11 protein-coding genes are annotated in these 15,567 nt (G+C 40.0%); 7 read left to right on the forward strand and 4 right to left on the reverse strand.

The features are described 5' to 3' along the window. Positions 1–228 precede the first annotated feature (228 nt). On the reverse strand, positions 229–1,590 hold the full coding sequence (locus MWU78_RS15945) for a Gfo/Idh/MocA family oxidoreductase (protein WP_246999510.1): 1,362 nt from the start codon (positions 1,588–1,590) through the stop codon (positions 229–231). Between the two features lie 102 nt (positions 1,591–1,692). Further along, the gene (locus tag MWU78_RS15950) at positions 1,693–3,897 is read right to left on the reverse strand and encodes an acetylxylan esterase (RefSeq protein ID WP_246999512.1); all 2,205 of its coding nucleotides are present in this window, start codon (positions 3,895–3,897) and stop codon (positions 1,693–1,695) included. 380 nt (positions 3,898–4,277) lie between these two features. Here MWU78_RS15950 and MWU78_RS15955 point away from each other — a divergent pair, with 380 nt between their 5' ends. The 3 genes from MWU78_RS15955 to MWU78_RS15965 all read left to right on the forward strand — a co-directional run bounded on the left by MWU78_RS15955 (position 4,278) and on the right by MWU78_RS15965 (position 7,696). Then, a complete protein-coding gene (locus MWU78_RS15955) occupies positions 4,278–5,369 on the forward strand; it encodes a substrate-binding domain-containing protein (RefSeq protein ID WP_246999514.1) in 1,092 nt (363 codons plus the stop codon). 287 nt (positions 5,370–5,656) lie between these two features. Beyond that, entirely contained in the window at positions 5,657–6,898 is a 1,242-nt protein-coding gene (locus tag MWU78_RS15960; protein ID WP_246999516.1) for an Nramp family divalent metal transporter, read from the forward strand. A gap of 39 nt (positions 6,899–6,937) precedes the next feature. Continuing rightward, entirely contained in the window at positions 6,938–7,696 is a 759-nt protein-coding gene (locus MWU78_RS15965) for a glucosamine-6-phosphate deaminase (protein WP_246999519.1), read from the forward strand. A gap of 845 nt (positions 7,697–8,541) precedes the next feature. Here the strand turns inward: MWU78_RS15965 and MWU78_RS15970 are convergent. Together MWU78_RS15970 and MWU78_RS15975 are read right to left on the reverse strand one after the other, a co-directional pair. Further along, the gene (locus MWU78_RS15970) at positions 8,542–8,826 is read right to left on the reverse strand and encodes a hypothetical protein (protein ID WP_246999521.1); all 285 of its coding nucleotides are present in this window, start codon (positions 8,824–8,826) and stop codon (positions 8,542–8,544) included. 83 nt (positions 8,827–8,909) lie between these two features. Beyond that, on the reverse strand, positions 8,910–9,362 hold the full coding sequence (locus MWU78_RS15975; RefSeq protein WP_246999523.1) for a hypothetical protein: 453 nt from the start codon (positions 9,360–9,362) through the stop codon (positions 8,910–8,912). Positions 9,363–9,732: 370 nt separating this feature from the next. Between MWU78_RS15975 and MWU78_RS15980 the strand changes: the two genes are divergently transcribed. The 4 genes from MWU78_RS15980 to MWU78_RS15995 all read left to right on the forward strand — a co-directional run bounded on the left by MWU78_RS15980 (position 9,733) and on the right by MWU78_RS15995 (position 15,507). Then, complete coding sequence (locus tag MWU78_RS15980; protein ID WP_246999525.1) at positions 9,733–11,316, forward strand: arylsulfatase; 1,584 nt, start codon at positions 9,733–9,735, stop codon at positions 11,314–11,316. Between the two features lie 184 nt (positions 11,317–11,500). After that, positions 11,501–12,943 (forward strand): amidohydrolase, encoded by a 1,443-nt coding sequence (locus tag MWU78_RS15985; protein WP_246999527.1) that lies wholly within the window; start codon positions 11,501–11,503, stop codon positions 12,941–12,943. A gap of 109 nt (positions 12,944–13,052) precedes the next feature. Next, on the forward strand, positions 13,053–14,213 hold the full coding sequence (locus tag MWU78_RS15990) for a DUF5009 domain-containing protein (RefSeq protein WP_246999529.1): 1,161 nt from the start codon (positions 13,053–13,055) through the stop codon (positions 14,211–14,213). Between the two features lie 247 nt (positions 14,214–14,460). Beyond that, positions 14,461–15,507: a Gfo/Idh/MocA family oxidoreductase gene (locus MWU78_RS15995; RefSeq protein WP_246999531.1), complete on the forward strand. Its 1,047-nt coding sequence runs from the start codon at positions 14,461–14,463 to the stop codon at positions 15,505–15,507. Positions 15,508–15,567 lie beyond the last annotated feature (60 nt).

Here is a 15,567-nt window from a genome sequence, read left to right on the forward strand (position 1 = left end):
AAACAAAAAAATAGCTGGGCATTCCCCAGCTATTTTCTATTTACAAATTTTATGGGATAATCCTCTTTATATTGATATTGTATTCTTCTTTTCGATGTAAATTTGGATGACCAACCTCAACCATAGCAATGTGGCCATTCAAGTGTTTAGCCATGTTTAATGGGTATAAATAGCTGGACCAATAGCAAATTTTTAATTAGCAAACGAATTGTAGAATCAATAAAATAATTAGCGATGATCTACAATCTTTTCGCTCTCTCGATCCCAATAAAGCTTCTTACCTTCACGGTAAGCTTGTGTAGCCATTATACTAGCAATCGAATGCCAAAAGCCCGTATGAATATGACCATTGGGTACAAGATCCCTGTTCCTCATACAATCAACCCAATTATCAAGGTGAAAAGGCATATTATCGCTCAAATAAACGGGTCCAACTTTCATATCGTATTCTTCCGTTGTTACAATTTCCGCTTTTCCACTCTTTACTGCCTCTTTCATTCCTCCATAAAAATCAAACCCCCCAGGAATATTTTGGTGTTCGGGTATAAAAAACCAGCGTGGACTTCCTTCACCTCCAGCTGCAAATAAAGTTCCGTCTTTCCCCCGTATACAAGTGTGATCACCGAATTTGTTGGCATAATTGGAAGCGTAAGAATAAGAAAATTTCTCATCGTCATAGGTTGAAAGCGCCTGAAAGGTATCCGGATTTTGGCGGATGTCTGGCCAACCGAATATCCCACCATTGGCAACCATTGTATCCGGAATGTCCGTATCTGTGTAGAAATGAACCAATCCAGCCCCGTGACTCATCCATTGTGAGGTAATTCCACCCGAATAATCACGGAATATCCTAAATTCAAAGTATTTTCGAGCATCAAAGGGAACATAAGGTTTACCTAAAAGCCACCTGTTCCAGTCAGTGTCCTCTTCTCTAATAGCAGCAACATCGGGATCATTTGGAACATGCCAGCGATGATCATTATCATTCCATACCTGTTCAATTTTTGTAATCTGGCCCAATCTCCCGGAACGAATGATATCGCGCACCTTGAGCTGCATAGGGTCGCTCAGCCATTGTGACCCCAGCTGTACAACCTGTGAGGTGGCCAAAACAGCATTTCTCGCAAGCTTAGCATCCTCCACATCTGTGGCCATAGGTTTTTCACAATAACAATCTTTACCCGCCCCAACAACTTCCGCCAACAACTTTGCATGTTGATGATCGCCTGTACCTATCATTACCGCGTCAAGATCTTTCATTTCAAGCATATCTTCGGAATATTTAAACTGCTTCACATCAGTTCCAAACATCTTTTTGCAGTTTGCAGCTGCTTTTTCTTTATTGACCTTCCAAATATCACAAACGGAAACTACATTAAGGTTCTTTTTCTTGGCCGACGCTTCAACCATAATTTGATGCCCACCGCTTCGAGCACCACACCCTAGAAATCCAATATTAATCCGGTCGTTGGAACCAATAATACGGGCATAACTACTTGCCGGAAATCCCATAGCTCCTATGGTAACCCCAGCTGCACCCAAAGAAGATTTCTTAATAAATTTCCTTCTTGAATCATTCAAATTTTGCATAATTTATAAATTATTTTTATGAATATATATTTACTTCTATTACATTGAACCTTAATTCAGACCACTACTTACTAGTAACCTTCTGAACTATATACATTTTTATTATTTTATCCATTCCATAAAAAGATCGTACATCTGCTTTTCAGGTAATTTCCCAGATTTAATATTCAATTGCCGTCCTACGTTTTTCTCTTGATAAGCCGTTTTAATCATGGTAAATTCATCTGTGATATTTCCAGAATCAATGGTATTGCCCAGGCCATCTGTAACACCAATCATCATCAGCTTTCTTGGTGCCAAGCTGGCGGCCAGGTCGGGAAGATCATAAGCCTTAAGAGATCCAGGAACGGTACCGTGAATAAAGTCAGGATTATAGAAACGGTTCATCACAATGGATTGGTATGAAGAATATGGCTCTATAAGGGCTATTCTGGCAATAGCCGAATCAAAAGCAGCCGCATGTAATAACACAGGCGCCATTTCCTTCCTAGCAAAACCATATACCTCGCTTATCTCTGTATTTTTCTCTAGCATTCGGGTAAGCCTAACAACATCCCCTGCTCGTATTCCAACAATGCTTCTGCCTATAAGCAAGGAAGCATACCAGATATTATAGGAGTTGCCTTCTATATATGAGTCTCCATGAAAATCACCCGGCCCCATTTCACCTACTCCGATTATATCCGGGGCCATCACAGTAAAACCCTGACGAACAAACCATTCTATCTCCCCACCTACTGAAGCCTCGGCTCCCTTCCCTAGAGGATTCAAGTAGATAAGGCCCTTACCATTTGGCTTATCCGGCACCATTAACAGATAAGGAATAATATAATCGCCCTCACCATGTACAACATATTTCTCTATTACATAACCATCCCTTTGAATGCGTCCGATAAAAATGGACTCATCGGTTACTACCGGCTCTTGGTATCCCGAAAGCTCTTTGGCCGACCTCAATATCTTGGGCAGGTGACTGGAAAGGTCCTTTCTTGAAATTTGTAATTCATTGACCAGTTTTTCTGCATAATTACGGTTCAAACTAAAAACTGTTTCCCCTTCAAAGGAGGTTGAAACCTGTCCTGTTTTGGTTACCATTATCTCCTTTTCGCTTAAAATTTCAACTTCTTGATCCTTTGAGTCCCCAGGATTATCCAAATGCGTTTGGAAAAAGGCATACATTGCTTCCCGATTTTCCTGTGTAGACGCATGGCCCGCATCACTCTCTACCATGCTAAAATCCCCTTCCTTACCATAGGCTTCATATATGGTCGACACCTCTTTTGCCGTCTCTCTGGCCCCTTGAATGCTAAAGTAGTCATTGGTGGTTGTTAACATTAAGACAGGTTTAGGAGCCCGGACAAGCAACAAATCAGCATGATCTATTCCACGTGCGATTGCATCGGGCAGGTTCTGCTCAGCATCCTGAGGTCCTACAGACTGAAGTAACCTTGTGAAATTGGTAATATAATTACTTGGAGCGGCAGCATAAATACGTTCGTCAAACGCAGCGATATAAGCAGATTGCGTTCCTCCGCCCGAACGTCCTGTTATCCCTATTTTGGCAGGATCCACCTCTGGTCTGGTAAGTAGATAGTCCACCGCCCTGATGCCATCCCAAATCATATAGCGAGCTAGGGAGCTTCCTGTTATAAAAGCCTGAGCCCCAGAATAAGAATGTTCTTTTGAAGGATCGCCTCCGGAAGACTTGCCGGTTTCAGAATCGTAATACTCAAAACGCTCACCCTGGCCAACAGGATCAAAAGCAAACACGATAAATCCTTTTTTCACAAGATTCAGTATTATATGCTGGTATTTTGGCCTTCTATAGCCGTCCTGCGTATGACCACTGGCGTAAATCACAACTGGTGCCTTGCCCTTTAAGCCATCGGGGATAAACATGGAGGAGGTAACATAAAATCCGGGCTGTGACTCATAAACAATATGCTCAACCCTGTAATCATCCTTATCGATGGTTCTTAAAACTTTCGCATTTAAAGGGGTTCTTTCCGGGAAAGGCCCCATGACATCAATCAGAGTTTCATTTAGCCTTTCCTTCCTATCGGACAATGAACGTATTCCGGCCACATCACCAGCTAGCTTATCAAGAAGACTGTATGCCTGCCCAGCAAGATGATGATATAATGAGTTGGGGGCATCACTGAAATGAATCCAATTATTATTTTGGAACAAATCAAGATCATCCTGCGCCCTCACTTCACCACCTGCAAGCAATATGACCAATGATAGCGTTAAAATGACTTTAATGAAATTTGTATGTTTATTAATTTGTAACTGTTTCCTATTCATAGGTTTTTGTAAATGAAATATTGAAATGGTATTTTTTTTGTACTCTATAAGCACTATGCATTGCCTTTTATCCCTTCAAGCAAAAGCATAATTACTTCCTTACTACATCGCCATTATTACTGATATCCTTGATAGGAAATGGATTTTCCATTTTTATTATAATTTAAATTATCAATCCAATCAACCTACACGCAATCTTCTCCAGTAAATGCCATCGATTGCCCAAACATACAAAAAAAATGTGTGGGCACACAAATTTTGTAAAAAAAATCTATTTTATTGAAATAATTATGATTTATAAGGGTTTATATTGATAAAATATAATACTTTTGTGTGCCCACACACTAATAAATTCATTCAGTATTAAAATAAAATTCGTGGTGAAAACAAAAAAAACTACTATTCAAGACATTGCCAACTATGTAAATGTTTCCGTAGGAACCGTTGACAGAGTTATCCACAACAGGGGGCATGTTTCGACGGCCAAAAGAAAAAAAATAATGGAGGCGATTGAAATACTTGATTTTAATCCGAATTTTTTGGCAAGCACGTTGGCATTAGGTAAACAGTACCGCATTTGCAGCCTTTTACCACGACCTTCGTCCACACAAGGCTACTGGACACTCCCTAAAGATGGCATTGAGCAAACTGCGGCTGATTATAAAGATTATGGTATCACGCACCATTCGTTTGACTATGATCCGTTTGAAGAATCGAGTTACTCCAAAAAAACGTTGGCTGTTCTAGAAATGCAACCTGATGGAGTTATATTAGCTCCACTTTTTGAAGAAGAGAGCATTTTGTTCATTAAAAAGCTTGAAGAGAAAAAGATCCCTTATATTTTTATTGATGCATTCATCCCAAACCAAAAAAACCTCTGCTATATAGGGCCTGATTTAAAAGGTAGCGGTTATGTGGCAGGAAAACTGATGAGTTCAATCTTGAATAGTCAGGACGACATTCTGATTCTAAATCTGGTAAAAGGACTGGAAAACAGCCATCTAGGCATAATTGAGAAAGGCTTTCGTGAGTTTTTTGACTCGACAAACAACAAAGGATCTAGAAAAATCAAATCTATTACCATACCATCTATCAAGAAGGAGGATATCACTATAGAGTTAACAAAGTATCATATAAAGAATCCAGGGACAAAAGGTGTATTTGTTACTAATTCCAGAGCCTCTTTGATTGCCCATTACCATTTTCTCCATGAGCTACCGGTAAAGATGATAGGGTTTGATATGTTGCAAGACAATATCCTAGAAATGAAGAACGGAAATATTGACTTTCTCATATCTCAAAGACCTTATTTTCAAGGTGCTATGGCGGTAAAAACACTATTCCATTATTTTGTTTACAAAAAAATTCCTCCAAAAATACAATATGTGCCACTTGATATTATCATTGATCAAAACTTAGATTATTACATAAATTTTAAGGAACCCGGGACTGCCAATTTAGTGCAGGAATAGCCACAAAAAAGCTTAATGAAAAAAATATTGGGACCATACACAGGGTTCAGAAAAACAAAAGAGCATATAGTCTAGTAATCCCTAGGACAAATTGTTTTAGAAATGTTAAAAACAGATAAAACAAAAACTCCACTTAAGAATCCCACTCTAAGGTTTTCAATGGTAAAAAGAGGTATAATAGGATTGTGTAAGCGTATGGATTTCTATCTATTTACAAAGGAAAACAACGAATTTAATATCCAACAAACATTGGTTCAAGCGAATCGGTTTATAAAAGAAAGTAACGTATGAAAAACAAATCCACTCGAAAAAAAATACTTCTAGCTCTTAGTGCCGTAGGTCCCGGACTTTTCCTTATCGGTTATAATATTGGTACAGGCAGCGTGACCACCATGGCCAAAACTGGGGCCGAGCATGGTATGGGATTGTTTTGGGCACTTATTCTTTCATGTTTTTTTACCTATATCCTAATGGTGGCCTATGGTAAAGTAACCTTGGTGACCGGCAGAACCGCTTTGTTCAATTTTAAGTCGGAATTTAAATATGGTTGGGCACTATCCTTATATATTATAACCGCTCTTATCATCGGTGAAATTCTCGCCCTGATAGGCGTGATGGGCATTGTCGCCGATCTGGTCCAGGAAGGCATCCGGATTGCCTTTGACGGTGAAATCATCAACACTTTTTGGATCATCCTCTTTTTTGTAATCATTCTTTTCTTTCTTCTTTGGTATGGGCGATATCAAACATTCGAAGTAATTCTGACTGTTTTGGTGGTGTTAATGGGGCTTTCATTTTTGGTTGTTTTCTTTATGGTAAAACCAAGCTTCTCCACATTGATTTCGGGTATCGTACCCAGTATTCCCGACACACCTGGTTCGCTCGGTCTCATCGCCGCCATAACGGGCACGACTTGTTCCGCAGCCGTATTTATTATGCGTAGCACCGTAGTTGCCGAAAAAGGATGGGGCATAAAAAACTTAAAGGAGGAGAAAAAAGATGCCGCCGTTTCAGCCTCTATGATGTTGTTATTGAGTGGTGCCATCATGGCCGTCGCAGCAGGTACCTTGTATGTTTCTGGTCAGACCCTTGAAAACACGGTGGAGATGATCGATCTATTTGAACCCATTGGCGGAAAAATCGCTGCTTTTATATTGATAATTGGTATTGCCGGGGCAGGACTTTCAACCATATTCCCGATTGTACTGATTGCGCCTTGGTTAATAGCCGATTACCGGGGTACACCCAGGAATATACATTCCACATCATCGCGTTTCCTAATTTTCGCAGCCCTTTTGTTCACCTTCGGTACGGTCTTTTTAGAGGAACGCCCGCCAGCACTCATGGTATTCTCGCAGGCTTTTCAGGCTTGCATCCTACCGGCAGTGGCCATCCCAATATTTGTTCTCATCAACAAGAAAAAACTCATGCACCAATACACCGCCGAAACCAAATGGAATATCGCTATCATAGCGGTCATCCTATTTTCGTTGCTGACTACCTGGTTCGCCATTGCGGAGTTTGTTTAACGGATAAGCTATAATTTATAATCAAGTAAATATAAAATAATGACAAAAACCTTAAAAGTTGACAACCTAGAAGTCGCCGTTTACGAAGAGCCCATCACCATGGGCAAGGCAGCGGCGGATTTTGTACAAAAAAAACTGACCGAGGCCATTGCCAGTAAGGGAAGTGCCAATTTAATACTGGCTACCGGTGCCTCGCAATTTAAATTTCTCGAAGCCTTAAAGGAAAGAGATATCGATTGGCAGAAAATAACAGTTTTCCATCTGGACGAATACAAGGACATTTCCGATACGCATCCCGCAAGTTTCCGAAAGTATCTTAAAGATAGAATACTCGATGACGTGAAGCCTAAAAAAGTCTATTTACTAAATGGCAATGCCGAAGATATCGAAACCGAATTGAACCAATATTCAGAGGCCCTGAAAAAACATCCTATCGACATAGCATGTATCGGTATCGGCGAAAACGGACATATCGCCTTCAACGATCCCGATGTGGCGGATTTCAACGACCCAAAACTGGTAAAACTAGTCACTTTGGACGAGGCCTGCAGAAACCAGCAATTGGGTGAAGGATGGTTTCCATCATTTGATGATGTACCGAAACAAGCCCTCACACTGACCATTACTGCCATATTGAACTGTAAGTCGATCAGTTGTGTTGTACCCGATGAACGAAAGGCGCAAGCGGTACACAACACCCTGTACCACGAAATAAATACGGAATGCCCTGCTACTATTTTAAGGAGACATGATGACACCAAATTATTTTTGGACAAAGCCTCCGCAACCAAAATTTAGCTTTTTAGCTAAAACAAAGTCTTTCTATCCAATCTTAAAAAAGCATATAATAGAAACACAATTTAACAGTAATATATCGACATAAAAAAATAGTTGTTTGAGTTGGTTAGGCGCAGTCCAATTTTATGGATACTGCGCCTTTCTTTTTGAAGGGTCCTCAATATTAACGATAAGAGTGTACGATCCAGCACCTCCCTTTTGGTCTCAACATAATTTGTTGCCATCCGGGCAAGCAGGTAGATTAACTTATAATTGGCCCAATTAAGGATAAGTGGCATTTTTGGCCATTTGCAATTATTTTGAATAAATAAGCAAATCCAGTACAGTTAAAAGTCCAATTTTAAACACCCATGGCAATGTTCTTGCACAGGTCTAAAAGAAATAAATCCCCCTCAAGAAACCCATATAGAGTTAATTCAAAATCTCATGATCGAAGAAGTAGATAAAATAGTGGATGGGTTAAGGTGGGTTGATAACCAGACGGAATCATTACCTATAAAAAGCCGGAAAAATATTCATAATGAATAAAAAAGGGAATGATGTTGCCTATATGCTCAATATCTCGGGAAATACAGTTGAAAACCTCATTGGCCGGGTCTTGAAACGATTACATTTCATAACCTCAAAATTAAATTTCTATCAATATTTTTTTAGTTTGCGCTCTTGTAGTTTCTATTTCTCTCATGGCTTTCAGTAATGCACCCGAATTTGGATTAATGAAAATCATTGTATTAAATAATTCCTCCTTAACCTATATAATTTCTTGCAACCCGTACAAGGCCTTTTAATCCTTCTTAATGCTTACTTATTGGAAAACCTCATATATTTTTCTTTTTCGAACTTTGTCATGGCCAGTTGGGATGCTTGTGCAGGAATTCAAAGGTTTCATCATTCTTAGAAGCATGCCCTCCGTTAAAATATTGAATTCCAATTCTATCTACCAAATTAAACTGGGCATATAGATATCTGACCTTTGCAAATTCGGAAGCAACCCAGCTATCTGGTTGCACTAGGTCATCATGCCCCCTTTCAACCATAAATGGTCTAGGAAATATAAGATATACCATTTCTGCATAACTGAATGTATTTCCCATATTAAAATATGGCATTTCCCATTCTATAGTATTCACAAAACTGCCTTTAAATTGGGTATCCACTACCTTTACAGTCCAGTCTCCGAAATCTCCTGAGCATATTGATAGGCAGTAACCTTCTAATACCGAAGGGACACGCATCGCTGTTTCTCCCCCATAGCTTTTTCCATAAAAAGCAATCCTATTCTTATCCACATAAGGGAGTTCTCCAAGCCAATGAAGAATTTGCTCGTGTTGAGAAATAATGAAGGTAAAAAGTGTCTTCTTAATCGTGTTTGCTTTTCTGTCCAACCATCGGTAACGGTCTTCTCCATTATAAAGAACACAAATCCCTGATCAGCAAGTTTAGCGGCCATATCATTATAACTGGTGCTCTCTTCAATTAAATTCTGAGGCAAACCGTTTCGCCCAACCTGGCAAACAACCACAGCCCGTCTTTCTCCTGCTTTTAAATCCTTTGACACAAGTAATATTCCCGCTGCATTAAGATTGGAATACACCTCCAAAACTACTTCGTAACCCGTCCACTTTTCCCTATTGTAAACCTTGCGCGTGCGCGCATCTGGAGACAACTTGGTATCCTCAAATTTGCCAAGAATGTGTTCCAGTAAATACTTCCGGCACCCTTTTCCTAGTTCTCACTTGTTTCCCAGTATTTGGGATATGACGGTCGGAGAGTATCATTTTGATGTCAATCATGCGCAAGAAGTTTACCATCCCGTTCAGAATAGCATCGGCAAAGGAGATCGACATCCCTCAAAAACCGCAAAAAGCTGGATATCCGCACACCTGTTTTATTTTACCTCTAGCATAATCACGACAAAATTAAGAATAACATAAAAATGAATAAAAAATCATGAATAAAGTTAGGGTTTTGTAATTTACCTTTTAAATTAGTGTGATAGCTCAATGTACTTTCTCTTAAAAAAAACTTTTGATTCAATGACCCTTAAAAATTATTTGCCTCTAATATTATTCCTTCTGACCATTTTAGCAATAAGTTGTAAAAACACAGAAATCCATAAATCAACTGAAAAACCAAATAAACCCAATATCGTCCTTATTTATGCCGATGATCTGGGCTATGGTGATATAAGTCCGTATGGCGGTATTGGCCTTCAAACTCCAAATTTGGACTCCCTCGCCTCCCAGAGCATCGTATTCAGAAACGCCTATGCAACGGGAGCTACCTGTACGCCTTCCCGGTATTCCCTCTTGACAGGTAATTACGCATGGCGCAAGAAAGGTACCGGCGTGGCAAAGGGAGACGAGTCCCTCTTGATCGATACGATGAGTACCACCTTACCATCCACTTTAAAATCTGCCGGATATGAAACCGGTATCGTGGGCAAATGGCATTTGGGTCTTGGAGGATCGGGAGGCCCCGACTGGAACGGAAAAATAACTCCGGGACCCTTGGAAATTGGGTTCGATTATTCCTATATCATCCCAGCAACAGGAGATCGTGTTCCCTGTGTTTTTGTCGAAAATCACCATATTGTGAATCTAGATCTAAACGACCCCATAAAAGTTGATTACAAGGAAAAGATAGGCGACTGGCCTACTGGCAAGGAAAACCCAGAGCTGTTAAAAATGAAACCATCTCAAGGGCACGATAATACCATCGTAAATGGTATTAGCCGTATCGGTTGGATGACAGGGGGGAGTAACGCTCTTTGGGACGATGAGACCATCGCCCAGCAATTAGTAAAAAAATCGACCGACTTTATTGAATTGAATAAAAATGAACCCTTCTTCCTTTACCTATCTACCCATGATATCCATGTACCGCGGGTTCCAAATAAAATGTTTCAAGGCAAAAGTGGTTTGGGTCCAAGAGGTGATGTAATCCTGCAATTGGATTGGACAGTTGGTGAAATTATGTCCCTCTTAAGGCAACAACAACTTTTGGACAACACCATAGTCATCTTTTCGAGTGATAACGGCCCAGTTTTGGACGATGGATACTATGACCAAGCAAGGGAACTCAATGGAGCCCATAAGCCAGCTGGCGAATTTAGGGGTGGCAAATATAGCTCTCTGGAAGGGGGCTCCAGAATCCCATTGATAGTAAGGTGGCCAGATGGAAAAGGCAAAGGGACCATTTCCAATGCTATGGTCAGCCAAGTGGATTTCTTGAAATCCTTTGGGCGTTTGGCAGGAGTTGATAAAATCGAAAATGATGTAATAGATAGTCAGGACCTTTTAGACGTTTTATTGGGCAACGACAAGGTTGGCAGAAATTCATTGGTCCAAGAAAGCTTTGAAGGCCCCTTGTCCTATGTTGAGGGTACCTGGAAGTATATTGCACCGCACAATGGTCCTGAATTGGTGCCATGGGGACCAAAGATCGAAACAGGATTCCTCCCCAAGCCACAACTATATAATTTGAAAGAAGATTCAGGAGAATCCAATAATCTGTCCGATAAATTCCCCGAAAAGAAAGAGGACATGGCGAAGAAACTAGCTTCCATCCTGAAAAATTCCTTTACGAACAAGCTAGAAGTAAATGTGGAGCAATATTGAAGCTACAAATTACCAATTTCTTAATAGTTTATCTTTCATGAAAAAGGCAAAGTCAAATTGCAAAATCAAAGAACAAGCGAAAAGTATTTGAAAAAGGAACTATCGAAATAGAACCATTACTAATGATACGCTTACATTTAATTTTTAGCGAGAAAAATCACTTGAAACTCCATAACCAATCATTATGAAAAAACAACTACTCCTATTATTTTTTTGTGTTGCAGTTTTTCATACATCGGCCCAAAAGAAACCAAAAATTAATGCCAATAAAAAAGCTGTAATATCCAGTGTGGAAAGGAAGGCGAATGAGCTTACTGCCCTTTCAGATAAAATATGGGCCTATGAAGAAGTTGCCTTACAAGAAGAGCAATCCTCAGCCGCATTAATGGCCTATGCCGAAAATCAAGGATTCAAAATAACCAAAAATGTAGGGGGTCTAGCTACCGCATTTATAGCCGAGTATGGGTCTGGGGCACCAATAATTGGTATTCTGGGCGAGTTTGATGCCTTGCCAGGACTATCACAAAAAACGGTGCCATACAAGGACCCTGTTAATGAAGGTGGTGCGGGACATGGCTGTGGACATAACCTGTTTGGTGTAGCCTCATTAGGGGCCGCAACTATCATAAAAGAACAAATAGAAAGCGGTAAGCTCAATGGAACGGTACGTTTCTATGGTACTCCCGCCGAGGAGAAGTATTTCGGAAAACTCTGGATGCTCCGTGAAGGTGCATTTAACGATCTAGATATTATGATGGACTGGCATCCTGATATGTTCACCAAAGTGGATGTACAGGCTGGGCTGGCCTTGGTTGATTTTATTGTGGAATTTGAGGGCACCGCTGCCCATGCTTCCGGCGAACCTTGGAACGGTAGAAGTGCCGTAGATGGTCTTGAGCTCTACACCACTGGAATCAACTATTACAGAGAGCATATGCGTCCTTCTGCTAGGGTTCATTATCAAATCATGGATGCAGGGAAAGTGGTTAATGTTGTGCCTGATTATGCCAAAATATGGACTCGCGTACGTGATACCAATAGGGAAGGAATGGAAAAAATATGGAAACATGTTGAAGAAATAGCTAGAGGAGCTGCCATCATGGCCAATGTTGATTATAAGATTTCCCTGGTTTCCGGTGTTCATGAAGTACTTGTCAATAGAACAGGGGCAGCTGCTATGCAGAAAAACATAGAGTATTTGGGAGAACTGGATTTTACTGAAGATGAAATTGTATTTGCTAAGAAATTACAAGAATCGACCAAGAAACCACAGGTTGGTTTTGACACCAAGATCTACCCAATGGAAGAAACTTTAGAGCATCTTAGTGGTGGCTCAACCGATGTAGGTGATGTAAGTTGGGTAGTTCCAACAATTCGTTTGGCTGCTATTACTGCCCCTCAAGACATTCCATGGCACAGTTGGGCAGTAGTAGCATGTAGTGGTATGTCTATAGACCACAAAGGCATGTTGAATGCCACTAAGGTTCTAACAATGACCATGGTCGACGTTTTTGAAAATGCGAAGCTTAGGGAAGAAGTGAAGGCAGAATATAAAAAACGTAAAGGAGATTATGTGTATAAAGGTATGGTACCTGACGGACCACCACCAAAAAATGATTTTGATTAGTCCCCTTCTCCTCAAGATATGTTATGGAAACATTCATGTGAATACGCTTGGCCTATTCTTATGTTTCAAATAATCGAACCAATATTTCGACAACTTTAATCAAATTCGCATGAAAAATTCACATGATCAACAAAAAAATGAAAAGTCGGAAATAAGTCCATCAAATCACAGTAGTAGTAGTAGTAGTAGTAGTAGATTAATTTCTATTGATGCCCTCCGTGGCTTAACTATGTTTTTTATTATAGGTGGTGAAGGAATTTTTAAAAGTTTTGCAAAAGTTTGGCCAAATTCATTCACCGAGACTTTGGCAAACCATATGGATCATCCCGATTGGGATGGCTTTTATTTTTACGATCAAATATTTCCGCTCTTTTTATTCTTGGTCGGAATACTAATACCCATGGTTATTTTACGGAGTAAAGATAATGGAAAGAGCGATAAAGATATATTCTTTCATGTCAGCAAGCGAGCTGGCGTACTTATATTGTTCGGCCTAGCTAATTATGGCCTATTTAATTTTGATTGGCCAAATATGAGGTGGTCAAGTGTTCTGGGGCGAATAGGGGTCTGTTACTTTTTCGCAAGTTTAATGGTCTTGCATACCAACTGGCGTACTCAGGCTTATACCATCATTGCAATATTGATAGGTTATTGGGCCGCAGTAAAACTTATTCCTGTTCCAGGATATGGAGCTGGAGTGCTAACTCCTGAAGGTAGTTTAACAACCTGGCTTGATCAGAAACTTATGCCAGGAAGACTAGGCTTAGGTATTTACGACCGCCAAGGGGTGCTTTCCACTTTCACCTCCCTTGCGTCAACATTAATTGGTGTTTTGGCAGGTCATTGGTTACTCCTTAACAAAACCAAAATCCAGAAGCTTACAGGCATGTTGATTGCTTCTATAGTTTTATTATCCGTTGGTTGGATATGGGGCCAGTTTTTCTTTTTGAGCAGGAATATATGGACAAGTTCTTTTGTTCTCTATACATCAGGATGGAGCTTGCTTTTAATGTCCCTTTTCTACTGGATAATTGAAATTCAGGGGTATAAAAAATGGACTTTCTTCTTAGTGGTTATAGGCATGAATGCTATTACTATATGGGTTGGGCAGCGGTTTATCGATTTCCAATTCACATCGGACGTACTATTTTTTGGGGTCTCCAAGTATTTCGGAATACTTCAACCTATTTTTCTGGCTCTTTGTCTCGTGATGGTAAAATGGATATTTCTGTGGTTCTTATATAGAAAGAAGATATTTTTAAAAGCATAATGGAAAGAAATAAATTAGACTAGCGTTAAAAAGTAAAAATATTTGTCTTTTTGAATTGGTCCATTCTGACATTTAATTTTAAACAATGTAAGTCATTACTAACCTCCTCCTGTTAAATAGGATCGTTTTTAAAATCAAAAAAGTTGAAACTGAAATCCTTATTTTGCTGAAGGGGTTAACAAGTATAAAGGAGATATGAATACCAATTTTCCATCAACATTAGAACTAAAGCATTAAACATAAATCTATGGAACGGAAACGACGCAATTTTATAAAAACAACTACTTTGGCAGGATTGGGAATTGGAATGACAGCCAATATTGCTGAATTGTATGGGAGTAACAGAAAGAAAAGCGTGATAAAGATAGGTATCATTGGACTTGACACCTCACACGTTAAAGTTTTTACCAAAGCGATAAACGAATCGGGAAGACCTGAGTTCAACGGCTCCAAAGTGGTTGCGGCCTATCCTACAAAAGGCAGTGTCGATCTCCCGGATAGTATAGACAGGTTGGATCGGTTTACAGAAGAAATCCAAGGAATGGGAGTTGAGATCGTAAATTCCATTGATGAACTTTTAAAAAAAGTCGATGCAGTTCTATTGGAATCAGTAGATGCTAGAAGGCATCTGAAGGAAGCGCTACCCGTATTAAAGGCCGGAAAGCGAATGTTCATAGATAAACCTATCTCAAATTCCTTGGAAGGTGCAATAGCAATTTTTGAAGCATCCAAGAAATATAATGCTCCTATTTTTTCCGCCTCAAGTACCCGATTTGCGCAGAAATCGCTTGAAATCGCAACGGGGAAAGATGATGTGGGAAAGGTACTTGGCGCCAACACCTATTGCTCTGCAAAAAAAGCTATAGGACATCTGGATCTAGCCTACTATGGAATTCATGGTGTCGAAGCCCTATTTACGCTCATGGGAACAGGATGTAAACAAGTTTCAAGAGTTGACACTCCGGTAGCCACGGTTGTAAGCGGTGTCTGGGATGATGGCCGAATAGGTGTCTTTACGGCAACCCCAGAAGGAGGAAAAACTGTTTTTGGTGGTATGGTCCACGGTAGTGAAGGGGTCAAGGGAAATCTTGAGATATTCGATGGATACGATTCACTGCTTATAGAAATCATAAACTACTTTCAGACAGGGGTAATCCCGGTAAGCAATGAAAAAACTCTTGAAACATTTGCTTTTATGAAAGCGGCAGATGAAAGCAAACTTCGGGGGGGATTGCCTGTTACTTTAGAAGAAGTTATGCAAGTAGCAAAGTTAAAGGCAAAAGAAATTCACTAAATTCAAGGCATCAATAGTGCAAGTTATAGCTTGTTTTAGAGTAAACATGACGGAGGTTCT

The sequence above is a fragment of the Arenibacter sp. F26102 genome (assembly GCF_023015865.1).
In the GTDB taxonomy this organism is placed as follows: Bacteria; Bacteroidota; Bacteroidia; order Flavobacteriales; family Flavobacteriaceae; genus Arenibacter.